Origin of the sequence: Gemmobacter caeruleus (genome assembly GCF_008271655.1) — a bacterium.
Lineage (GTDB): Bacteria > Pseudomonadota > Alphaproteobacteria > Rhodobacterales > Rhodobacteraceae > Gemmobacter > Gemmobacter caeruleus.
Genome location: NZ_VKKX01000011.1, coordinates 395,939 through 415,391 on the forward strand (window position 1 = coordinate 395,939; position 19,453 = coordinate 415,391).

General features: G+C 66.6%; 22 protein-coding genes. 9 read left to right on the forward strand and 13 right to left on the reverse strand.

Annotated features, from left to right (window positions below; genetic code table 11):
* Positions 1-810 carry a type I methionyl aminopeptidase gene (gene map, locus FOA17_RS04405; RefSeq protein ID WP_149140257.1) on the reverse strand — a complete coding sequence of 270 codons (810 nt, stop codon included), beginning with the start codon at positions 808-810 and terminating at the stop codon, positions 1-3.
* 120 nt (positions 811-930) lie between these two features.
* On the opposite strand from map, the gene FOA17_RS04410 reads away from it, so the two are divergent.
* The 3 genes from FOA17_RS04410 to FOA17_RS04420 are packed head-to-tail and all read left to right on the forward strand — an operon-like array spanning position 931 to position 3,307.
* A complete protein-coding gene (locus tag FOA17_RS04410) occupies positions 931-1,659 on the forward strand; it encodes a competence/damage-inducible protein A (RefSeq protein ID WP_162528165.1) in 729 nt (242 codons plus the stop codon).
* Positions 1,656-2,363: a GNAT family N-acetyltransferase gene (locus FOA17_RS04415; RefSeq protein ID WP_149140259.1), complete on the forward strand. Its 708-nt coding sequence runs from the start codon at positions 1,656-1,658 to the stop codon at positions 2,361-2,363. Before FOA17_RS04410 ends, FOA17_RS04415 begins: the two co-directional genes overlap by 4 nt.
* A complete protein-coding gene (locus FOA17_RS04420; RefSeq protein WP_149140260.1) occupies positions 2,363-3,307 on the forward strand; it encodes an OmpA family protein in 945 nt (314 codons plus the stop codon). Before FOA17_RS04415 ends, FOA17_RS04420 begins: the two co-directional genes overlap by 1 nt.
* 4 nt (positions 3,308-3,311) lie before the next feature.
* On the opposite strand, the gene FOA17_RS04425 is transcribed toward FOA17_RS04420, so the two are convergent.
* The 3 genes from FOA17_RS04425 to FOA17_RS04435 all read right to left on the reverse strand — a co-directional run bounded on the left by FOA17_RS04425 (position 3,312) and on the right by FOA17_RS04435 (position 6,031).
* On the reverse strand, positions 3,312-4,217 hold the full coding sequence (locus tag FOA17_RS04425) for a LysR family transcriptional regulator (RefSeq protein ID WP_149140261.1): 906 nt from the start codon (positions 4,215-4,217) through the stop codon (positions 3,312-3,314).
* Positions 4,218-4,358: 141 nt separating this feature from the next.
* A complete protein-coding gene (locus FOA17_RS04430) occupies positions 4,359-5,354 on the reverse strand; it encodes an NAD(P)H-quinone oxidoreductase (RefSeq protein WP_149140262.1) in 996 nt (331 codons plus the stop codon).
* Positions 5,351-6,031 (reverse strand): COQ9 family protein, encoded by a 681-nt coding sequence (locus FOA17_RS04435; protein WP_149140263.1) that lies wholly within the window; start codon positions 6,029-6,031, stop codon positions 5,351-5,353. Before FOA17_RS04435 ends, FOA17_RS04430 begins: the two co-directional genes overlap by 4 nt.
* Before the next feature lie 106 nt (positions 6,032-6,137).
* Between FOA17_RS04435 and rpsU the strand changes: the two genes are divergently transcribed.
* Positions 6,138-6,344: a 30S ribosomal protein S21 gene (rpsU, locus tag FOA17_RS04440; protein WP_023666753.1), complete on the forward strand. Its 207-nt coding sequence runs from the start codon at positions 6,138-6,140 to the stop codon at positions 6,342-6,344.
* Positions 6,345-6,455: 111 nt separating this feature from the next.
* Here the strand turns inward: rpsU and FOA17_RS04445 are convergent, their stop codons facing one another.
* Complete coding sequence (locus FOA17_RS04445) at positions 6,456-6,914, reverse strand: Lrp/AsnC family transcriptional regulator (RefSeq protein ID WP_149140264.1); 459 nt, start codon at positions 6,912-6,914, stop codon at positions 6,456-6,458.
* 158 nt (positions 6,915-7,072) lie between these two features.
* On the opposite strand from FOA17_RS04445, the gene ald reads away from it, so the two are divergent.
* Positions 7,073-8,191, forward strand: a complete 1,119-nt coding sequence (gene ald, locus FOA17_RS04450; protein ID WP_149140265.1) for an alanine dehydrogenase — start codon at positions 7,073-7,075, stop codon at positions 8,189-8,191.
* A 42-nt stretch (positions 8,192-8,233) separates the two neighbouring features.
* Here the strand turns inward: ald and mscL are convergent, their stop codons facing one another.
* Positions 8,234-8,659: a large conductance mechanosensitive channel protein MscL gene (gene mscL, locus FOA17_RS04455; RefSeq protein WP_149140266.1), complete on the reverse strand. Its 426-nt coding sequence runs from the start codon at positions 8,657-8,659 to the stop codon at positions 8,234-8,236.
* 173 nt (positions 8,660-8,832) lie between these two features.
* Between mscL and FOA17_RS04460 the strand changes: the two genes are divergently transcribed.
* Together FOA17_RS04460 and FOA17_RS04465 are read left to right on the forward strand one after the other, a co-directional pair.
* Positions 8,833-9,528: a glutathione S-transferase family protein gene (locus FOA17_RS04460; protein ID WP_149140267.1), complete on the forward strand. Its 696-nt coding sequence runs from the start codon at positions 8,833-8,835 to the stop codon at positions 9,526-9,528.
* Entirely contained in the window at positions 9,528-10,271 is a 744-nt protein-coding gene (locus FOA17_RS04465; RefSeq protein ID WP_149140268.1) for a metallophosphoesterase family protein, read from the forward strand. Before FOA17_RS04460 ends, FOA17_RS04465 begins: the two co-directional genes overlap by 1 nt.
* Here the strand turns inward: FOA17_RS04465 and FOA17_RS04470 are convergent, their stop codons facing one another.
* From FOA17_RS04470 to FOA17_RS04480, 3 genes are all read right to left on the reverse strand, one after another.
* On the reverse strand, positions 10,272-10,670 hold the full coding sequence (locus FOA17_RS04470) for a hypothetical protein (RefSeq protein WP_338029099.1): 399 nt from the start codon (positions 10,668-10,670) through the stop codon (positions 10,272-10,274).
* A 6-nt stretch (positions 10,671-10,676) separates the two neighbouring features.
* On the reverse strand, positions 10,677-11,450 hold the full coding sequence (locus FOA17_RS04475) for a DUF6478 family protein (RefSeq protein WP_203232264.1): 774 nt from the start codon (positions 11,448-11,450) through the stop codon (positions 10,677-10,679).
* Between the two features lie 123 nt (positions 11,451-11,573).
* Positions 11,574-12,170, reverse strand: coding sequence for a cation transport ATPase (locus FOA17_RS04480; RefSeq protein ID WP_149140269.1), 597 nt, complete (start codon positions 12,168-12,170; stop codon positions 11,574-11,576).
* Positions 12,171-12,333: 163 nt separating this feature from the next.
* On the opposite strand from FOA17_RS04480, the gene accD reads away from it, so the two are divergent.
* Positions 12,334-13,248, forward strand: a complete 915-nt coding sequence (gene accD, locus FOA17_RS04485; protein ID WP_149140270.1) for an acetyl-CoA carboxylase, carboxyltransferase subunit beta — start codon at positions 12,334-12,336, stop codon at positions 13,246-13,248.
* 91 nt (positions 13,249-13,339) lie between these two features.
* Complete coding sequence (locus tag FOA17_RS04490) at positions 13,340-14,617, forward strand: bifunctional folylpolyglutamate synthase/dihydrofolate synthase (protein WP_149140271.1); 1,278 nt, start codon at positions 13,340-13,342, stop codon at positions 14,615-14,617.
* A 178-nt stretch (positions 14,618-14,795) separates the two neighbouring features.
* Here FOA17_RS04490 and FOA17_RS04495 read toward each other — a convergent pair whose 3' ends face one another.
* The 4 genes from FOA17_RS04495 to gpmI form a co-directional block, all read right to left on the reverse strand.
* Positions 14,796-15,281: an RNA pyrophosphohydrolase gene (locus FOA17_RS04495; RefSeq protein WP_149140272.1), complete on the reverse strand. Its 486-nt coding sequence runs from the start codon at positions 15,279-15,281 to the stop codon at positions 14,796-14,798.
* A gap of 40 nt (positions 15,282-15,321) precedes the next feature.
* Positions 15,322-16,710 (reverse strand): S41 family peptidase, encoded by a 1,389-nt coding sequence (locus tag FOA17_RS04500; RefSeq protein WP_149140273.1) that lies wholly within the window; start codon positions 16,708-16,710, stop codon positions 15,322-15,324.
* A gap of 62 nt (positions 16,711-16,772) precedes the next feature.
* Positions 16,773-17,924, reverse strand: coding sequence for a murein hydrolase activator EnvC family protein (locus tag FOA17_RS04505; protein ID WP_149140274.1), 1,152 nt, complete (start codon positions 17,922-17,924; stop codon positions 16,773-16,775).
* Positions 17,924-19,444 (reverse strand): 2,3-bisphosphoglycerate-independent phosphoglycerate mutase, encoded by a 1,521-nt coding sequence (gene gpmI, locus FOA17_RS04510; RefSeq protein WP_149140275.1) that lies wholly within the window; start codon positions 19,442-19,444, stop codon positions 17,924-17,926. The genes FOA17_RS04505 and gpmI overlap by 1 nt, the downstream gene beginning before the upstream one ends.
* Between the last annotated feature and the right edge of the window lie 9 nt (positions 19,445-19,453).

A 19,453-nucleotide genomic window follows, 5' to 3' on the forward strand; every position in this document is an offset into this window, starting at 1 on the left:
TCATTCCCAGGTGCGAAAGAACTTGTCCGCCGGCGACAGGGTGAAAATCTCGCAGCCCGTCGCGGTGACGCCGATCGAATGTTCGTATTGCGCCGAAAGCGACTTGTCGCGGGTGACGGCGGTCCAGTCATCGGCCAGAACCTTGGTCTCGGGGCGGCCCAGATTGACCATGGGTTCGATGGTGAAAAACATGCCCTCTTCCAGCACCGGGCCAGATCCCGCGCGGCCGTAATGCAGCACGTTCGGCGGCGCATGGAACACCCGGCCAAGGCCGTGGCCGCAGAAATCGCGCACCACGCTCATGCGGTTGGCCTCGACATAGGCCTGAATGGCAAAGCCGATATCGCCGAAAGTATTGCCGGGTTTCACGGCGGCGATGCCGCGCATCAGCGCTTCATGCGTGACCTCGATCAGGCGTTCGGCCTTGCGCGGCAGGGTGCCGGCGGCGAACATGCGGCTGGTGTCGCCATACCAGCCATCCACGATCACCGTCACGTCGATGTTCAGGATATCGCCATCGGCCAGAACCTTGCCGCCCGGAATGCCGTGACAGACCACATGGTTCACACTGATGCAGGAGGCGTGCTGATACCCCTTGTAGCCGATGGTGGCCGAAATGACGCCGCGGCGCGTCACCTCAGCGGTGATGAAGGCGTCAAGCTCGGCCGTGGTCGCGCCCGGCTTGACCAGCGGCGCCACGGCATCGAGGATCTCGGCCGCGACCTGACCCGCCGCGCGCATGCCGGCGAAATCCGCGTCCTCATAGATGCGGATTCCGTCCTTGGTGATGCGGCCGCGCAATTCGTTCACGGGATGCCCTTTCCTTGATTTCGGCCAGTAGATAAAGGCTGAAGGGACAAAAGACCAGAGGCAGGGATTTGATCCCCGCCCGCCGCCGCGCTAGCCTGCGCCGCAATGAGGGAGGCCGTGATGACGAACCCAACCGCCGCAATGCTGGTGATCGGCGATGAAATCCTCAGCGGGCGCACGCGCGACGGCAATACGCATTACCTTGCTGGGGAGCTGACGGCGCGTGGAATCCGCCTGATGGAGGCGCGCGTGGTCCCCGATGACCAGGCCGAGATCGTGGCCGCGCTGAATGCGTTGCGGGCGCGCTGGGATCATGTCTTCACCAGCGGCGGCATCGGGCCGACGCATGATGACATCACCGCCGATGCGGTGGCGGCGGCGTTTGGCGTGGCGATCGACCACCGGGCCGACGCGCTGGCGCTGTTGCAGGCGCATTACGACCGAGCGGGGCAGGAATTCAACGCCGCCCGCCGCCGTATGGCGCGCATCCCCGAGGGCGCGCGGCTGATCGACAACCCGATCTCCACCGCGCCGGGCTTTAGCCTGGGCAATGTGCATGTCATGGCCGGGGTGCCCAACATCTTTCAGGCCATGGTAGCGGGGGTGCTGGCGGGCATCGCCGGCGGTGCGCCCTTGCTGAGCCAGTCGCTGCGGGTGGACCGTGGCGAGGGCGAGATTGCCGGCCCCTTTGCCGATCTGGCGGCGGCCTTTCCCGATCTGTCGATGGGGTCTTATCCCTTTGTCCAGAATGGCGCCTATGGCACCAATCTGGTGATCCGCGGCACCGATCCGGGGCGGCTGGATGCGGCGATGCTGCGGTTGCAGGCGCTGTTCGGGGCCGGCCAATGACGCCCGAAGCCCTGGCCGAAGCCATGGAGGCGACCTGGCCGCCGCGCCACAGCCGGCGTGTCGGGCCCTGGCGCATCCGCGAAGGCGCGGGCGGCGGTCAGCGCGTCAGCGCGGCCAGCGCCGAGGGCGACTGGCAGGAGGCCGACATTGCCCAGGCCGAGGCCGCGATGGAGGCTTTGGGGCAGGGGCGGCTCTGGGTCTTGCGCGCGGGGGAGGCGCGGCTGGATGCCGCGCTGGCGGCGCGGGGGTATCGTCGGCACGATCCGGTGGTCGCCTATGCCGCGCCGGTGGCCGCGCTGGCGGGCGAGGTCAGCCCGATGGCGGCCTTTGCCCATTGGCCGCCGCTGGCGATTGCCCGCGATCTCTGGGCCGAGGGCGGTATCGGCCCGGCCCGCATCGCGGTGATGGAGCGGGTCATCGGCCCCAAGACCGCCATTCTGGGCCGCACCCAGGATACGCCCTCGGGCGTGGCCTTTGTCGCGCTGCATGGCGATACCGCGATGCTGCATGCGCTGGAGGTGCGGCCCGATCTGCGTCGGCAAGGTTCCGCCCGCAACATCCTGTGTGCCGCAGCCAATTGGGCGCAAGATCAGGGCGCGGCGCGCCTTGCCCTGGTGGTGACCGAGCAGAATGCCGCCGCCCGGGCCTTGTATGAGCGGCTGGGGATGATAGCGGTCGGGCATTATCATTACCGGGTGATCTGATGCGGTTCCTGCTGCCCCTTTTGCTGCTGCCGGCGGCCCCTGCGCTGGCGCAGGGCTTCGTGCCCGATTTCGGGGCCGCGGCGGCGGTCACCGCCGATCTTTCCGAACCCGATACGACGATTCGCATCGCGACCGGCCCCTGGCGCGACGGCAGCGCCCCGGGTGAGGAGCGGGCGGGCGACGTGGCCCAGACCGCCTGGCGCATCGTGACCGACCAGACCACCCGCGCCCTGGCAGAACGGCTGTCGGCGCAGATGCGCGCGGCGGGCTGGCAAGAGGTTTTTGCCTGCGCGGATGCCGATTGCGGGGGCTTTGACTTTCGCTATTGGCTGCCGCTGATCACCGAGCCCGACATGCATGTCGATCTGGGCGATTTTCGCTATGTCGCGCTGCGGCGGGACGGGGCGCTGGCCAGCCTGACCATCAGCCGCGCCACCGAGGCGGCCTTTGTGCAACTGACCACCGTCAGCGCGCCGGGCGCGGCGGCGCCGGTCGAACCCGACCCGGCCGCGCCGGTGGCGCCCGCGCCGTCGCAGCCCGCCCTGCCGGTCGATGACAGTTTCGCCGCGCGGCTGGAGGGGGCGGGCAGTCTTGTCCTGCCGGATGTGGCCTTTGCCTCGGGCAAGGCCACACTGACGCAGGCCGATGCGCCCAGCCTTGCGACGCTGGCCGCCTATATGGCGGCGCAGCCCCGGGCGCGGATCGCGCTGGTGGGCCATACCGATGCCTCGGGCACGCTGGCGGGCAATATCGCCCTGTCGCGCGCCCGGGCGCAGGCGGTGCGCAAGGCGCTGATCGCGCTTGGCGTGGCCGGCGACCGGATCGAGGCCGAGGGCGTGGGCTATCTGGCGCCGCGCGCCTCGAACCTGTCAGAGGCGGGGCGGGCGCAAAACAGAAGGGTCGAGGTGATGCTCACCTCGACCCAGTTGGACGCCGCACCGTAAAGGATCACCAGTTGTCGGGGCCTTTTTCAAGGAACCGCCGGGCGAGGAAATCAATGAAGGCGCGCACCTTGGGCTGCGTGAAGCGGCCCGGCGGATAGACGGCATAGATGCCCAGCGTCTCGGTCGGCAGGCCGGGGATCGCCTCTTCGACCTGGCCCGCGCGCATCGCATCGGCATAAAGGAAGGACGGCAGGTAGGCGATGCCCAGACCGGCGATGGCCGCATTGAGCAGCGATTGCCCGTCATTCACCGTCAGCCAGCCATTCGACCGCACCTGACGCTTTTCGCCCGAGGGCGCGACCACCTTCCAGACATTGCCATTGGCCTGGTTGGAATAGTGCAGCAGCTTGTGTTCGTTCAGATCGTCGATCTTCATCGGCCGGCCAAAACGCTGGAAATAGCCCGGCGCGCCGATCATCCGTTTGGAGGTCTCGGTCAGCTTGCGGGCGCGCAGGCTGCTGTCTTCCAGCTCGCCCACCCGGATCGCCATGTCGAACCCTTCGGAGATCAGTTCGACATAACGGTTGTTCAGCACCATGTTCACGGTGATATCGGGATATTCCTGAAGGAAGTCCCCCAGGATCGGCGAGAGCAGATTGACCCCGAAATCGGTGGCGACCGAGATGCGCAGCAGGCCAGACGGCGCCGATTGCATCGAGGTGACCAGCGCATCGGCCTCGCCCGCATCGTTCAGCACCCGCCGCGCGCGGTCGTAATAGGCCAGACCGATCTCTGTCGGCGATACCCGCCGCGTCGTTCGGTTGAGCAGCCGCGCGCCCAGCCGTGCCTCCAGCGCGGAGACATGCTTGGACACGGCGGATTTGGAAATGCCCATCTTCTTGGCCGCATCCGTAAATCCGCCCTGATCCACCACGGTGGCAAAGGCTTCCATCTCGGTCAGTCGGTCCATTGTCTTCCTCTTGCGGCTTTAGCGCTGTCTGAAGACCTTATTGACCGTGAAATCGGGCGAGATAGCGGCACGGGCGCGACGGTTTGGGGGAATTCCCGGGAATCGTCCATGCCGCGGAAACACGGGGGGCAGCCCCCCGGATCAGGCGACCTTGAGGACGATCTTGCCGATATGGCCGTTCCCTTCCAGTCGCGCATGGGCGGCGGCGGCCTCGGCCAGCGGGAATTCGCTGTCGATCACCGGGCGCAGGGTGCCGCGTTCGACCATGGGCCAGACATGCTTGGCCAGGTGGCGGGCATAGCGGGCCTTGGCCAGATCGCTTTGCGGGCGCAGGGTCGATCCGGTGATGGTCAGCCGGCGCATCATCACCTCGGCAAAGTTCAGATCGGCCCGGGTGCCCTTGAGGAAGGCGATCTGCACCAGCCGCCCTTCATCGGCCAGCGATTTCACGTTGCGTTGGATGTAGTCGCCCCCGACCATGTCGAGGATGACATGCGCGCCGCCTTCGGCCTTCATCGCGCCGACGAAATCCTCGTGATGGTAGTTGAAGGCGCGTTCGGCGCCCAATGCCTCGCAGGCGGCGCATTTCTCGGGCGTGCCGGCGGTGGCGAAGACGCGGGCGCCAAGCGCGCGCGCCATCTGGATCGCCGTCGTGCCGATGCCAGAGGCGCCGCCATGAACCAGAAACCGCTCGCCCGCGCGCAGGCCGCCGCGGATCATCACATTGGACCAGACGGTAAAGCAGGTCTCGGGCAGACAGGCCGCCTCGCGCAGGGTGATGCCCTCGGGCACCGGCAGGGCGTGATCCTCGGGCGTCACGGCATATTCGGCATAGCCGCCGCCCGGCAACAGCGCGGTCACCTTGTCGCCCGGTTGCCATTTGGTGACCCCCGGCCCGACAGCGGCAACCCAGCCCGCCGCCTCCAGCCCCGGCAGGGGCGAGGCCGTGGGCGGCGGCGCATAAAGCCCCGCCCGTTGCAGCGCATCGGGACGGTTCACCCCGGCCCAGGCGATGCGGATCAGGATCTCGCCGTGATTGGGCACCGGCACCGTCATCTCCACCGGCTTCAGCACCTCGGGGCCGCCGGGCTCGCTGATCTCGATGGCCTGCATGGTATGGGGGGGCGGAAGGGTCATGCGTCGTCTTTCACGGTGCCGGGAAGGTCAACAGCCGGGTGCGGTGCGCGCAACCCGGACAAGAGTTTCAGCGGGCTGAGCAGGGTCTTGCCCAGGGGGCTGGCCTTGAAGCTTTCAATGGCCATCACATTGTCGATGCGGCGGTCCAGAAAGGCGCGGGTCTCGGCATGGCCGTCGCTGCTGTCGCCCAGCCAGAACAGCACGGTCGCGGAATAGACCGCCGACAGCGTGGCGCGTTTGGAATACCAGTTCAGATCGTCGGAACGGTCGCCAAGCGCCGTCCAGATCGCATCGGCGGTGCCCCAGATCGCGCGGGCGCCCTCGGCCGCGTGTTGCGGCAGGGCAAAGAGGGCGGTGCCACGGCGCACCAGTTCCTTGTCCTCCACCAGATCGAGGCGGGCCATCACCGCATGGGCGATCCGGTCGCGAAAGCGCAGCGCCGAAAGATCGGCCTCCGCCAGCCCGGCCTCCATGCGCGCGTCGCCCCGCCGGTGATAGGCCAGCGCCAGATCCACCGGCCCGCGCGGGAACAGCGCGGCGGCCATGCCGGGCGGCTGCCCCGAATCGGCCAGCGCGGCCCTGAGCGTGGCATCGGACCAGCCATCAAAGGGCACATGCGGCAGGGCTGCCGCCAGAATCGCGTCGCGGGCGGCGGAAAGCGGGGTTTCGGTCTGCATCGGGCCTCCTGTCCCTGCGGATGGTAGACAAGTCCGCGCAGCTTTGCTATGGGGCGCGGGCCTGCACATCAGTGCAACTCTAGCTTAGGAAGGTGGTGACAACCACATGCAGGTCAGCGTTCGTGACAATAACGTCGAACAGGCGCTCCGCGCCCTGAAGAAGAAACTTCAGCGCGAAGGCGTGTTCCGCGAAATGAAGCTCAAGCAGCATTTCGAAAAGCCTTCGGTCAAGAAGGCCCGTGAGCAAGCCGAAGCCGTCCGCCGTGCGCGCAAACTCGCACGGAAGAAGGCGCAGCGCGAAGGCGCTCTCTGAGACGCGTCATAGCACTGGGCGGGGCAACCCGCCGCCCTTGAGGAACCCCCGTCTTCGGCCGGGGGTTTTTCTTTGCAGGGGTCTCATCGCGTAGGCGGTGGTCTTGACCCCTCACACCGCGTAGGCGGTGGTCTTCACCACAGTGCGCAGGGCAAAGCTGGATTGCATCTGCGCGACGCCGGGCAGGCGCGACAGATACTGGCGGTGGATGCGGGCGAAATCCTCGGTATCCTCGGCCACGATCTTGAGCAGGTAATCCGCGCTGCCGGCCATCAGGTGACATTCCAGAATGTCCGGCACCCGCGCCACCTCGCGTTCAAAGGCGTCCAGCAGATCATCGGCCTGACCCGACAGGGTGATTTCCACAAAGACCGTGGTCGGTCGGCCCAGCCGGCGCGGATCGAGCAGCGCGACATAGCCGGCGATATAGCCCTCCTCCTCCAGCCGCTGCACGCGGCGATGGCAGGCCGAGGCCGAGAGGTTCACCTGATCCGACAGTTCGGCATTGGTGATGCGGCCGTTCTTTTGCAGCACGGTCAGAATGCGGCGGTCTGTTGCGTCAAGGTCCATGGCGGGGGCGATTTCTGCGGTAAATGGGCGATCCTGCGCAAGAAGCTACGATCACTTCGCCCCGACGCGCCACAAAAATCGAAAAATCGCCGCCGATTCTGCCGCAGGCTGATCCCACAGGGCCGCGCGGGAGGGTGCGGCCACAAGGGAGGTTCCAGATGAAGATCGGCTGTCCGAAAGAAATCAAACCGCAAGAATTTCGCGTCGGGATGACCCCCGACGCGGTGAAAGAGGCCGTTGGTCACGGTCATCAGGTGGTCATCGAAACCCGTGCCGGCGCCGGCGCGGGTTTTTCTGATGATGATTACATTGCCGCCGGCGCGACCATCCTTGGCACCGCCGAAGAGGTCTTTGCCCTGGCCGAGATGATCGTGAAGGTCAAGGAACCGCAGGCGGTGGAGCGCAAGCGCCTGCGCGAAGGGCAGGTTCTGTTCACCTATCTGCATCTGGCGCCCGACCCGGACCAGACCCGCGACCTGCTGGAAAGCGGTGTGACCGCGATTGCCTATGAAACCGTGACCGATGATCGCGGCGGCTTGCCGCTGCTGGCGCCGATGTCCGAGGTGGCCGGGCGGCTGGCGCCTCAGGTCGGTGCCTGGACGCTGCAAAAGGCCAATGGCGGGCGTGGCGTCTTGCTGGGGGGCGTGCCGGGCGTGCTGCCGGGCAAGGTGCTGGTGATCGGCGGCGGGGTGGTGGGCACCCATGCCGCGAAGATCGCCGCCGGCATGGGCGCGGATGTCACGGTGATCGACCGTTCGGTGCATCGGCTGCGCTATCTGGACGATGTGTTCGGCCGCGATTTCAAGAACGCCTATGCCAGCGCCGCCAATACGATCGCGCTGGCGCGTGAGGCCGACCTGATCATCGGCGCGGTGCTGATCCCTGGTGCGGCGGCGCCCAAGCTGATCAGCCGCGCGCAGTTGAAAGAGCTGAAACCGGGTGCCGCGCTGGTGGATGTGGCCATCGACCAGGGTGGTTGTTTTGAAACATCCCGGGCCACCACGCACCAGGATCCGATCTATGAAGTTGACGGAATCATGCATTACTGCGTGGCGAACATGCCCGGCGCGGTGGCGCGCACCTCGACCCAGGCGCTTGGCAATGCGACCATGCCCTTCATGCTGGCGCTGGCCGACAAGGGCTGGAAACGCGCCTGCGCCGAGGACAAGCATCTGCTGAACGGGCTCAATACCCACAAGGGCAAGCTGACCTATGCCGCCGTGGGCACCGCGCTTGGCCTGCCGACGATCCCCGCGGCCGAGGCACTGGCACTGTGACAGAAAAAAGGCCCCCGCTTGCGGGGGCCTTGATGCGGCGGCTTATTTCTTCAGCGCGTCGCGGATCTCCAGCAGGACATCCAGTTCGGTCGGGCCGGCCGGTGCGGCGGCTTCGGCGGCGGCTTCCTTGCGGGCGGTCGCCTCTTTCAGCCGGTTGACCGCCTTGACGATCAGGAACACCACCCAGGCGATGATCAGGAAGTTGATGATGGCCGTGATGAACGAGCCATAGGCAAAGACCGGGGCGCCCGCGTCCTTGGCGGCGGCCAGCGAGGTGTAGTCGCCATCGCCCAGATTGATGAACAGGTTGGAGAAGTCGATCCCGCCGGTGATCACGCCGATGATCGGGTTGATGAGATCGGCCACGAGCGAGTTGACGATGGCCGTGAAGGCCGCGCCGATGATGATACCGACGGCAAGGTCAACGACGTTGCCCTTGGCAATGAAAGCCTTGAATTCGTTAAGCATTTCTCGGGATTCCTTTGGTTGCCCCCATTTGTGCCCCCGGCCGGGATCATTGCCGGGTTTCCGGGTCGATCCTCATTTTTGCACAGGGGCAGCGCTGTTATCGCACAAGATTGCGGCTTTTGTGATGGGGAAAACATGCCTAGCCTTCACCCCAATGCAATCAGGGGGTCATGATGACTGTTCTTGCCGATTTTCCGATCACCCGCCGCTGGCCTGCGACCCGGCCCGATGTGATCCAGCTCTATTCGCTGCCCACGCCAAATGGAATCAAGGTGGCCGTGGCCCTGGAGGAGATGGGCCTGCCCTATGAGCCGCATCTGGTGGATTTCGGCCGCAACGATCAGATGACGCCGGAATTTCTCAGTCTGAACCCCAACAACAAGATCCCCGCGATCATCGACCCGAACGGGCCGGGCGGGGTGCCGCTCCCCTTGTTCGAAAGCGGCGCGATACTGATCTATCTGGCTGAAAAATCGGGAAAGTTCCTGCCCGACGCACAGCGCTACACCATTCTGCAATGGCTGATGTTCCAGATGGGCGGGCTGGGGCCGATGTTCGGGCAACTTGGCTTTTTCCACCATTTTGCCGGCAAGGACATTGAAGACCCGCGCCCGAAAGAGCGCTATCGCGCCGAGGCGGAACGGCTTTTGCGGGTGCTGGATGGCGCGTTGGAGGGCAAGGACTGGATCGCCGGGGAATACAGCATTGCCGATATGGCGATCGGGCCCTGGCTGAACACGCTGCTGACCTTTTACAAGGCGGCTGACATCGCGGGTTGGGGCGCGCTGCGCCATGTGCCGGCCTATCTGGGCCGCTTTCTGGCCCGCCCGGCGGTGCAGCGCGGGCTGAACATACCGGCGCGCGGCTGATGCCGCGCCGGCTGGCGGTGATCGCCGATGTGCATGGCAATGCCGATGCGCTGTCGGCTGTGCTGAAGGATATCGCGGCGCAGGACGTGGCAGAGATCGTCAATCTGGGCGATCATCTGAGCGGCCCGCTTGCCGCGGCCGAAACGATGGCCTTGCTCCGGACGCATCCGATGCGCTGCATCCGGGGCAATCACGACCGCTGGCTGGTGGAGCAGCTTCCCGAAGCGATGGGGCCGTCGGATCGCGCCGCCCATGCCCAGCTGACCCCGGCCGATCTGGACTGGCTGCGCGCCTTGCCGGCGGGCTGGGCGCGCGGCGGGGTCCGGCTCTGCCATGCCACACCCGGCGACGATCTGACCTATTGGCTGGAAAAGGTGGGGCCAGAGGGGCAGGTCTCGCCGCGTCCGCTGGCCGAGGTCGCGGCCCTGCGCGGCGATTGCCCGGAGACGCTGATCCTCTGTGGCCATACCCATGTCGCGCGCGCGGTGCGGCTGGGCGACAGCCTGATCGTCAATCCCGGTTCGGTGGGCCTGCCCGCCTATCACGACGATACCCCGGTGCCGCATGTGATGGAAAGCGGCACGCCCGAGGCGTGCTATGCGCTGGTGGAGCAGGGGCCGGCGGGGTGGCAGGTGCGGTTTCGCAGTGTCGCCTATGACCCCGCGCGGATGGTGGCACTGGCACAGCGCGCGGGGCGTGCCGATTGGGCGCGGGCGCTGGCCACGGGGCGGCTTTCGGACTGATCAGCCCGTGGTTTCCAGGCAATGCCGGCGGAAGGCGCGCTTGAGCATGTCGAGTTCGGCGCGCAGCAGATCGACCTCGGCGCGCAGGTCGTCTTCCATCGCGACGCCGGTGATGATGGTGAAATGGCCCAGCTTCTCGCCCGTGCCGGCATCGCGGAACAGGAAGGTCTGCACCCCTTCGCTCAGCACGGCGGCGGGGATCGGCAGGCGCACGGCGTAATGGCCGGGCTGGCCGGGCAGGTCGGTGACGCTCAGCCCGGGCAGTTTCTGTTCCAGATGCAGCACTTCCAGCGCGGGCCTGGCCCCGTCGCTGACCAGCACGCCTTCCCAGACACCCGCCCGCACGCGGGTCTTTGTCAGTTTCACATCCGCCATGCCATCGCTACCCGTGTCATACATTCGCCGTCAAACATCCGCCCTTGGCCTGCGCGACAGCGTCAGGTCACGCAGGATGATCTGGTTCATCTCCGGCCCCTCGAAGATCAGATCGACCCAGAGCCGTTCCACCCGCTTTTCGTTCATCTTGGTATAGGCGAGGTCGAATTCCACCATCACCTCTTCGGCGGCCAGCGGCAATTCGCGCACGATCTGTTCCACATTCGGGCCGTGCTTGATGTTGAGCCGGGCAAAGATTTCCAGCGGCTTTTCCATCTCTACGATCACATCGAGCCGGATGATGTGGCGCAGCTTGAGGCCCTGCACCGCATCGGGGGGCAGATCGACGACCAGCGACAGGAACGAGCCGTCAAAGCGGAACACATCCATCCGCAGGCCAAAGGGCGCAAGATCGGCCTCGCGCGTGTTGCGGATCTGGCGCACGGTCAGTTCCGAGCGGCGGCAATCGTGAAACACCACGGCGCCGTCGATGATCTGCTGTTTCGACGGCACCGAGGAAAAGCCGGGCACCGGCAATTCGCCCTTCCACAGCGACGGGCGCCAGACCCAGTCGGCGCCCATCGGCCGGCGCAGCGCGTTGGAGCCGATGACCGGCAGCGCCAGCCGGTGTTCGGCGATATGGATCACCTTGTCGAGATGCCGGCGCGATTCCCGGGCGCGCCCGCGCATCTCGCGCAGCCGCTCCAGGCTCAGCGTATCGGCGACCGATGCCCAGCGTTCCCAGCGTTTCAGCGACCGCCGGTGCAGGATCCGATCCAGGAATGAGTCGATCTTCGTTGCCATCTGCCTGTTGCCCGTCTCCTCCGATTGTTTGCAATCCGGAAACGATTCGTTTGTATTCCTATACAATTAACAACGTCCTTCCGGCCATGGCCAGAGGGGGCGGCATCCCGGAAAGGGGGAAAATCAGGGGTTTGCACGCCGAAGCGCGGCGACAAAGCGCTCAAGCAGCGCCTGACCGGCCGCGGGGGCAAGCGGTTGATCCGCCGGCCCGGCCACGGTCAGCGTCACCAGCCGCCCGCGCAGCGGCAGCACCGCGCGCCAGCTTTCGCGCTGCACACCGGCATTGGCCCCAGTATCGCGCACATGCAGAAACAGCGCGCCGCCCTGACCAAAGGCCTTGTCCACCGTCACGTCGCGCGCGCGTCCCCGGTCGCTCAGCGCCGCGCGGCCGCGATCGGACCGGAACCATGCCGCCAGCACGGCCTGACCGTCCTGCAACCCCTCGGCACTGCCGGCGGCGCCAAAGGTGGCGGTCAGCACGGCGGGGGCCACAGTTTCCTGCCCGGCGCAGCGCCCCAGGATCGCCAGCGCGCTGTCGCCGCTTTCACGCCGCGACCCGGGCTGGATGCAATAGCCCTGCGGGGCGGCCAGCGTCATCGCCCCGGCCAGCACCGGCTGTTGCGACAGGCTGGTGCCGGTCGGCACGACACAGGCGGCCAGCAGCGACAGCAGCGCGAGGCTGGCAAGGACAGGGCGGCGGGGCAGGGCGGGAATCGGCATGGCGGGCTTTCCGGCAGGGTATCTTGCGCTTAGGCCGCCTGCGGTCTGCGGGCAAGCCCGCGCGGCGTCGATCGGCGGAGAGAGGCCGGTCCGCCGGCAAAGATTGCATTCCGCCGGCTCTGGCCTTATGTCCAAGACCCGAACCGCTAAAGGGCCAGCCTGCATGAACTGGATCTCCAACTACGTCCGCCCCAAGATCAACTCGCTGTTCTCGCGCCGCGAGGTGCCCGAGAACCTGTGGACGAAATGCCCCGAATGCGGGACCATGCTGTTTCATCGCGAACTGGCGGACAATCTGAATGTCTGCACCCATTGCGATCATCACATGGCGATCACCCCGCGCGACCGCTTTGCCGCGCTGTTCGACGGCGGCGTCTTCGTCGAGGTCAAGGTGCCCGAGCCGGTCGCCGACCCGCTGCATTTCCGTGACCAGAAGAAATATCCCGAACGGATGAAGGCCGCGCAGAAGGCGACGGGCGAAAAGGATGCCATGCTGGTGGCAGAGGGCGAGGTGCTGCGCACCCCCATCGTCGCCATCGCGCAGGATTTCGCCTTCATGGGCGGCTCGATGGGCATGTATGTCGGCAATGCCATCGTCGCGGCCGCCGAACGGGCAGTGAAGCTCAAGCGGCCGATGGTGCTGTTTTCCGCCGCCGGCGGCGCGCGCATGCAAGAGGGCATTCTCAGCCTGATGCAGATGCCGCGCTCCACCGTCGCGATCCAGATGCTGAAAGAGGCGGGCCTGCCCTATATCGTGGTCCTGACCCATCCGACCACCGGCGGCGTCACCGCCAGCTATGCCATGCTGGGCGATGTGCAGATCGCCGAGCCGAATGCGCTGATCTGCTTTGCCGGCCCGCGCGTCATCGAACAGACTATCCGCGAGAAACTGCCCGAAGGGTTCCAGCGCGCGGAATATCTGCTCGATCACGGCATGCTGGACCGCGTGACCCATCGCAAGGCGCTGCGCGACGAACTGGTCACGATCCTGCGCATGCTGACCCGGCAATCGCCGGCGGTTCATGGCGAACTGCCCGTGCCGGCCGAACCCGCCCGGCCACAAGCCGCCAAGGCCTGACGCCTCCTGCCTCTGGCCTGCCGGTTTCCGGCGGGCGGCGGCCCGGCGCCCGGGGCATCACGGGCGTATCCCCTGCCTTCCGAGGGCCCAGATGACCGATACGTCCCGCTCCGACGCGCTCTTGCAGCGGATGATGGATTTCCATCCCAAGATCATCGACCTGACGCTGGACCGCGTCGTACGCATGCTGGCGGCGCTGGATCACCCCGAACGCCGCCTGCCGCCGGTGATCCATGTCGCGGGCACCAATGGCAAGGGTTCCACCCAGGCGATGATCCGCGCCGGGCTGGAGGCGCAGGGCAAGCGCGTGCATGCCTATACCTCGCCGCATCTGGCATGGTTCCATGAACGCATCCGTCTGGCGGGCGCGCTGATCTCCGAGGACGCGCTGAGCGCGCTGCTTGATGAATGTATCGCGGCGAACGGGCAGGATCCGATCACCTTCTTTGAAATCACCACCTGCGCGGCTTTGCTCGCCTTCAGCCGGGTGCCGGCGGAATATACGCTGCTGGAGGTCGGGCTGGGCGGGCGGCTGGACGCGACCAATGTGGTGGATCGCCCGGCGCTGACCATCATCACGCCGGTCTCGATCGACCATCAGCAATATCTGGGCGAAACCCTGGCCGAGATCGCGGGCGAAAAGGCCGGTATCCTGAAACGCGGCGTGCCCTGCGTGGTGGGTCCGCAGGCCGAAGCCGGACTTGCGGTGATCGAGGCCCGGGCCGCGCGCCTGGGCGCCCCCCTGCTGGTGCATGGCCAGCACTGGCATGTCACGACGGAACGCGGCCGGCTGATCTATCAGGATGAAACCGGCCTGCTGGATCTGCCCCTGCCCAACCTGCCCGGCCCGCACCAGCTCCAGAATGCCGGGGCCGCGCTGGCCGCCCTGCGCCATCTGGGCGCGGATGAGGCCGCCTGCGAAGCCGCTGTCACCCGCGCCGAATGGCCGGCCCGGATGCAGCGCCTGACCCGCGGGCCACTGCCCGACAGCGCGCCGGGGGTGGAGCTCTGGCTCGATGGCGGCCACAACCCCGCCGGGGGCGAGGCCGTGGCGGCGACGCTGGCCGGCATGGCACCGCGCGCCACCCATGCGATCTGCGGCATGCTCAACACCAAGGATATCAGCGGCTACCTGCGCCCGCTGGCGCCGCAACTCGCCAGCCTGCACGCGGTCTCGATCCCCGGGGAACAGAACACCCTGCCGGCAGAGGTCACCGCCGCTGCCGCCACCGCTGCCGGCATCCCTGCCCATGTTGCGCCCTCGGTCGCGGCGGCGCTGCGCGACATTGCGCAGACCGACCCGCGCGCGCGTGTGCTGATCTGCGGCTCTCTTTACCTTGCCGGCACGATCCTGCGCGAAAACGGCTGATCCTGCGCAAACGGCGCCGACAGGACGCCTCCGGCGGGAGTATTTGGGCAAGAAGCAAAGACGAGGCGGTTTTGCCCCTTGTTCAAATACTCATCTTGCCCCGAGGCAATCCGCGGCAGCGGATGCCGAGACAAAAGACGCGCGCGCCCCAAGGCGCGCTCCTTCTCATAAGCCCTGGTTACGCCAGATGGGCGCGGAAATCCGCGACGACCTGTTCATAGACCGCGCGTTTGAACGGCACGATGGAGGCGATCATCTCCTCGGCCCGGCTCCATTGCCAGCGGTCGAATTCCGGGTGCTCGGTGGCGATGTTCACCTGATCGTCGCGGCCCAGATAGCGGAACAGGAACCATTTCTGTTTTTGCCCGCGATATTTGCCGCCCCAGACCTTGCCCAGCAATTCGGGCGGCAGATCATAGGTGACCCAATCCGCCGTCTTGCCGATGAATTCCACCAGATCCTCGGTCACGCCGGTTTCTTCCCACAATTCGCGCAGTGCGGCCTTGCGGGGCTTTTCGCCCTCGTCGATGCCACCTTGCGGCATCTGCCAGGCGGGCAGGGTGCTGTCCTTGCGGTTGCCGGTGAAGATCAGGCCCCGGTCGTTGATCAGCATGACGCCGACGCAGGGGCGATAGGGCAGGGAGGCGGGGTCGGGATGGTTCATGCGCGGCTTCGGGGCCGGTTGCCCGGCCCCCCTTTCCATGTCAGTTCGCGGGCTTTTCCGCCGGGGCGGCGGGATCTGCCGCGCCGGGAACGATCGCGGCGGCGCCCTTGAGGATATCGACTGCATAGGCCAACTGATAATCCTCGTCGCGGAGCTTGGCGGTTTCGGCCGCGCGTTCCTGTTCCTCGCGATATTGGCGCTTTTCGTCCTCGGTCATGCTGTCATTCGACAGCACGCCGCGCAGATCGGCCTCGGTGCGTGCCTTGGCCTCGGCCTCGGCCGCCGCCGCGGCGGCTTCGGTACCTTCCTCGCCGGCCTTCTTGACCGGCTGGTTCACCACGATGTCGGGCGAGATGCCAAGCGCCTGGATCGACCGGCCCGAGGGGGTGTAGTAGCGCGCCGTGGTCAGCCGCATCGCGCCATCGCCGCGCAGCGGGATGACCGACTGGACCGAACCCTTGCCAAAGCTCTTGGTGCCCACCACGATGGCGCGGCGGTGGTCCTGAAGCGCGCCCGACACGATTTCCGAGGCGGAGGCCGAGCCGCCATTGATCAGCACGACCATCGGCTTGCCTTGCAGCATGTCGCCGGCTTCGGCGTTGAAGCGTTCGCTGTCCTGCGGTTCGCGTCCGCGGGTCGAGACGATCTCGCCCTTGTCGAGGAAGGCGTCCGAGACCGAGATCGCCTGGGTCAGCAGCCCGCCCGGGTTGTTGCGCAGATCCAGCACCAGGCCGTTCACCTTGTCGATGCCACCAAGCTCCTCCACCGCCTTCTTGAATTCCTCTTGCAGGCCCGGATAGGTCTGGTCGTTGAACGTGGTCAGGCGCACCACGACGGTATTGCCCACCACGCGGCCCTTGGCGGCGGTCAGCTTGATCGTGTCGCGGATGATCGACACATCGAAGGGCTCCTCGGTGCCTTCGCGCGCCACGGTGATCACGATTTCCGACCCGACCTCGCCGCGCATCAGGTCCACCGCCTGATCCAGCGTCAGGCCCAGCACGCTTTCGCCATTCACATGGGTGATGAAGTCGCCGGCCTGGATGCCGGCCTTGTCGGCGGGCGTGTCATCCATCGGCGAGACGACCTTGACGAAGCCCTGTTCCTGCGTGACCTCGATGCCGAGACCGCCGAACTGGCCACGGGTCTGCACCTGCATGTCGCTGAAATCGTCGGCCGCCATATAGCTGGAATGCGGATCAAGCGAGGTCAGCATGCCGTTGATGGCGGCCTCCATCAGCTTCTTGCTGTCCACTTCCTCGACATACTGGCCGCGGATGCGTTCGAAGATGTCGCCGAACAGGTCAAGCTGTTCATAGACGGAGGAGCTTTTCTGCGCTTCCTGGGCAATGAGCGGGCCCGCGACCTGGGTGGAAAGCAGAACCCCGGCCACCGTGCCGCCCAGGGCGGCCATCACATACTTCTTCATCGCCTCAGCATTCCTTCCCGTGGCATTTGCCGGTTTGGCCGGTTTCCCGCCCGTTCATCCTGTCATGGCACCTGCTGGCGTTCGGCCAGCGGCGCGGTTATCGCGAACCAGGGCAGCGGGTCGATCGGCTCCCCCCCCTGGCGCAATTCCACATAGAGCGTCTCGGTGTCGCGCGCACCGCCGCCATCCTGCGCCGAAACCAGGAATTCCTCCATCCCCGGTTCGCCGCCGCCCATCAGGCCCAGCGGCGCGCCTTCGCCGACCACCTCGCCCACCTCGCCATAGACCGTCTCCAGCCCGGCGAGAATGAGAAGATAGCCTGCGCCGGGTTCGAGGATGATCACGTTTCCGAAATCGAGCAAGGGGCCACGATAGCGGATGGTGCCGGGCCAGGGCGCGGTGACCAGCGCCTGTTTGCGGGTGGCCAGCACCATGCCGGGGCGGTGCACGCCGGCGCCGTCGGCCTCGTCCGGGCGGCGCAGCAGGGTGCCTTGCACGGGCAGTTGCAGCTTGCCATGGCCAAAGCCGAAATCCTCGATCCCCTCGATCTCGATATCGTTCAGGGCTAGCCCGGCGGCAAAGGCATCCAGCGTATCGGCGCTTTCCAGCAGGCCCTTCAGCACCTCCGGGTCTTCGGTGATCCGTTTGGGCAGGTCGGTGCGGTCCGATATCGCCTGGCTCAGCGCGGTGCGGGCGGCTTGGGCCACGCGCAGCCCTTCGGCCAGGGTCTTGCCGGCCGAGGTCTGAAGCGCGCGCAGGTCGCGCACCTCTTGCAACTGGCGGCGCAGATCCTCGGCCTCAGCCTGAAGGGCGGGGGTCACATCGGCGATCATGATGCCCGACCGCACCGTGCCCAGCGGCCCCGAAGGGTGCAGCATCAAGAGCGGCGCAGGGTCGGATTCAAGCTGGCTCAGCACGCCCACAAGCTGCGCCACGCGGTCACGCTTGGCCTGAAACTGCAACAGCAGCGTCGCTTCGCGGATCGAGGCCTGGCGCAGGCTTTCGCGCAGTGCGGTCAGGCCCTGTTCATAGGCGCTGATCGTCTGGGTCAGGGCGCGGACGCGATCCTTGGCCTCGCGCGCCTTGTCCAGCGCGGTGACCGCCTTTTGCAGGCTGACCGCGGCCTGTTGGGCCTGTTCGGCCACCGTCACGGCGCCGCCAGCCCCCGGCAGGGCCAGCGCGACAATCAGGGCAAGGGCAACGGGGCGCAACATCAGGAGATCAGGCTTTTCCCGGTCATTTCTGTGGGTTGCGGCAGGTTCATCAACTGAAGCACCGTCGGCGCCAGATCCGACAGCCGGCCGCCGTCGCGCAGCCGGGCCCCCGCCGGGCCGCCGACCAGAATGACCGGCACCAGATTGGTGGTATGCGCGGTATGCGGCCCGCCGGTGACCGGGTCCACCATCACCTCGCAATTGCCGTGATCGGCGGTGACGATCATCGCGCCGCCCGCCTTTTCCAGCGCCGCCAGCGCCTGACCCAGCCCTTCATCGACCGCCTCGCAGGCCTTCATCGCGGCCTCCAGGCTGCCGGTATGGCCGACCATGTCGGGATTGGCAAAGTTCACCACGATCAGGTCATAGCCCTTTTCGATGGCCGCCACGAGCTGCGCCGCGACCTCGGGTTCGCTCATCTCGGGTTGCAGGTCATAGGTCGCGACCTTGGGCGACAGCGGCATGAAGCGGTCCTCGCCCGCCGAGGGCGCCTCGCGCCCGCCATTCAGAAAGAAGGTGACATGGGGGTATTTCTCGGTCTCGGCCAGACGAAACTGGGTGCGGCCCTGCTTGGCCACCCATTCGCCCAGCGTGTTCACGATATCCTGCTTGGGATAGCAGGTGGTCATGAACTCGTTGTGATCCTTGGAATAATCCACCATGCCCAGCATGGCCGCCCAGGCGGGGCGGGCGCTGGCGTCAAAGCCGGCAAAGCCGGGTTGGCCAAGCGCCAGCAGAATTTCGCGCGCCCGGTCGGCGCGGAAGTTCAGGCAGAAAAACCCGTCGCCATCGCGCGCGCCGGCATAATCGCCGATCACGGTGGGGGCGATGAATTCGTCGGTCTCGCCGCGCTGATAGGCCATGTCCACCGCGCGATTGGCATCCGCCGCGGTTTCGCCCTTTGCCGCGACCATGGCGTCAAAGGCGCGTTGCACGCGCTCCCACCGATTGTCGCGATCCATCGCCCAGTACCGACCGATCACAGTGCCGATCCGCGCGCCAGCCGGCAGGGCCTCGGTCAGTTCGCGCATGAAGCTGACCGAGGAAGAGGGCGGCACGTCGCGCCCGTCGGTGATCGCATGCAGCACGACCGGCACGCCCGCGCCCGCAATCACCCGGCAGGCGGCCAGCACATGCTGGATATGGCCATGCACCCCGCCATCGGAAATCACGCCCATCAGATGCGCCGTGCCGCCGGTTTCACGCATCTTCGCAATGAAATCCGTCAGTTGCGGATTGATGTTGAAGCTGCCATCCTCGATCGCGAGGTCGATCTGGCCCAGATCCATTGCCACCACGCGCCCGGCGCCGATATTGGTGTGGCCCACCTCGGAATTGCCCATCTGGCCGCTGGGCAGCCCGACATCGGGGCCATGCGTGATCAGGAGGTTATGCGGGCACTCCGCCCAGATCCGGTCGAAATTCGGGGTCTGCGCCAAGGCAGGGGCGTTCGCGGTCCGGTCCTCCCGATAGCCCCAGCCATCCAGAATGCACAGAACGACGGGTTTCGGGGTGGTCATGCGCGGCCC

Excerpts from the sequence above, each read along its gene's own strand:
- FOA17_RS04410 (WP_162528165.1), top strand. The coding sequence starts at position 931 with ATGACGAACCCAACCGCCGCAATGCTGGTGATCGGCGATGAAATCCTC.
- FOA17_RS04415 (WP_149140259.1), top strand. The coding sequence starts at position 1,656 with ATGACGCCCGAAGCCCTGGCCGAAGCCATGGAGGCGACCTGGCCGCCG.
- FOA17_RS04420 (WP_149140260.1), top strand. The coding sequence starts at position 2,363 with ATGCGGTTCCTGCTGCCCCTTTTGCTGCTGCCGGCGGCCCCTGCGCTG.
- FOA17_RS04425 (WP_149140261.1), bottom strand. The coding sequence starts at position 4,217 with ATGGACCGACTGACCGAGATGGAAGCCTTTGCCACCGTGGTGGATCAG.
- FOA17_RS04430 (WP_149140262.1), bottom strand. The coding sequence starts at position 5,354 with ATGACCCTTCCGCCCCCCCATACCATGCAGGCCATCGAGATCAGCGAG.
- FOA17_RS04435 (WP_149140263.1), bottom strand. The coding sequence starts at position 6,031 with ATGCAGACCGAAACCCCGCTTTCCGCCGCCCGCGACGCGATTCTGGCG.
- rpsU (WP_023666753.1), top strand. The coding sequence starts at position 6,138 with ATGCAGGTCAGCGTTCGTGACAATAACGTCGAACAGGCGCTCCGCGCC.
- FOA17_RS04445 (WP_149140264.1), bottom strand. The coding sequence starts at position 6,914 with ATGGACCTTGACGCAACAGACCGCCGCATTCTGACCGTGCTGCAAAAG.
- ald (WP_149140265.1), top strand. The coding sequence starts at position 7,073 with ATGAAGATCGGCTGTCCGAAAGAAATCAAACCGCAAGAATTTCGCGTC.
- mscL (WP_149140266.1), bottom strand. The coding sequence starts at position 8,659 with ATGCTTAACGAATTCAAGGCTTTCATTGCCAAGGGCAACGTCGTTGAC.
- FOA17_RS04460 (WP_149140267.1), top strand. The coding sequence starts at position 8,833 with ATGACTGTTCTTGCCGATTTTCCGATCACCCGCCGCTGGCCTGCGACC.
- FOA17_RS04465 (WP_149140268.1), top strand. The coding sequence starts at position 9,528 with ATGCCGCGCCGGCTGGCGGTGATCGCCGATGTGCATGGCAATGCCGAT.
- FOA17_RS04470 (WP_338029099.1), bottom strand. The coding sequence starts at position 10,670 with ATGTATGACACGGGTAGCGATGGCATGGCGGATGTGAAACTGACAAAG.
- FOA17_RS04475 (WP_203232264.1), bottom strand. The coding sequence starts at position 11,450 with ATGGCAACGAAGATCGACTCATTCCTGGATCGGATCCTGCACCGGCGG.
- FOA17_RS04480 (WP_149140269.1), bottom strand. The coding sequence starts at position 12,170 with ATGCCGATTCCCGCCCTGCCCCGCCGCCCTGTCCTTGCCAGCCTCGCG.
- accD (WP_149140270.1), top strand. The coding sequence starts at position 12,334 with ATGAACTGGATCTCCAACTACGTCCGCCCCAAGATCAACTCGCTGTTC.
- FOA17_RS04490 (WP_149140271.1), top strand. The coding sequence starts at position 13,340 with ATGACCGATACGTCCCGCTCCGACGCGCTCTTGCAGCGGATGATGGAT.
- FOA17_RS04495 (WP_149140272.1), bottom strand. The coding sequence starts at position 15,281 with ATGAACCATCCCGACCCCGCCTCCCTGCCCTATCGCCCCTGCGTCGGC.
- FOA17_RS04500 (WP_149140273.1), bottom strand. The coding sequence starts at position 16,710 with ATGAAGAAGTATGTGATGGCCGCCCTGGGCGGCACGGTGGCCGGGGTT.
- FOA17_RS04505 (WP_149140274.1), bottom strand. The coding sequence starts at position 17,924 with ATGTTGCGCCCCGTTGCCCTTGCCCTGATTGTCGCGCTGGCCCTGCCG.
- gpmI (WP_149140275.1), bottom strand. The coding sequence starts at position 19,444 with ATGACCACCCCGAAACCCGTCGTTCTGTGCATTCTGGATGGCTGGGGC.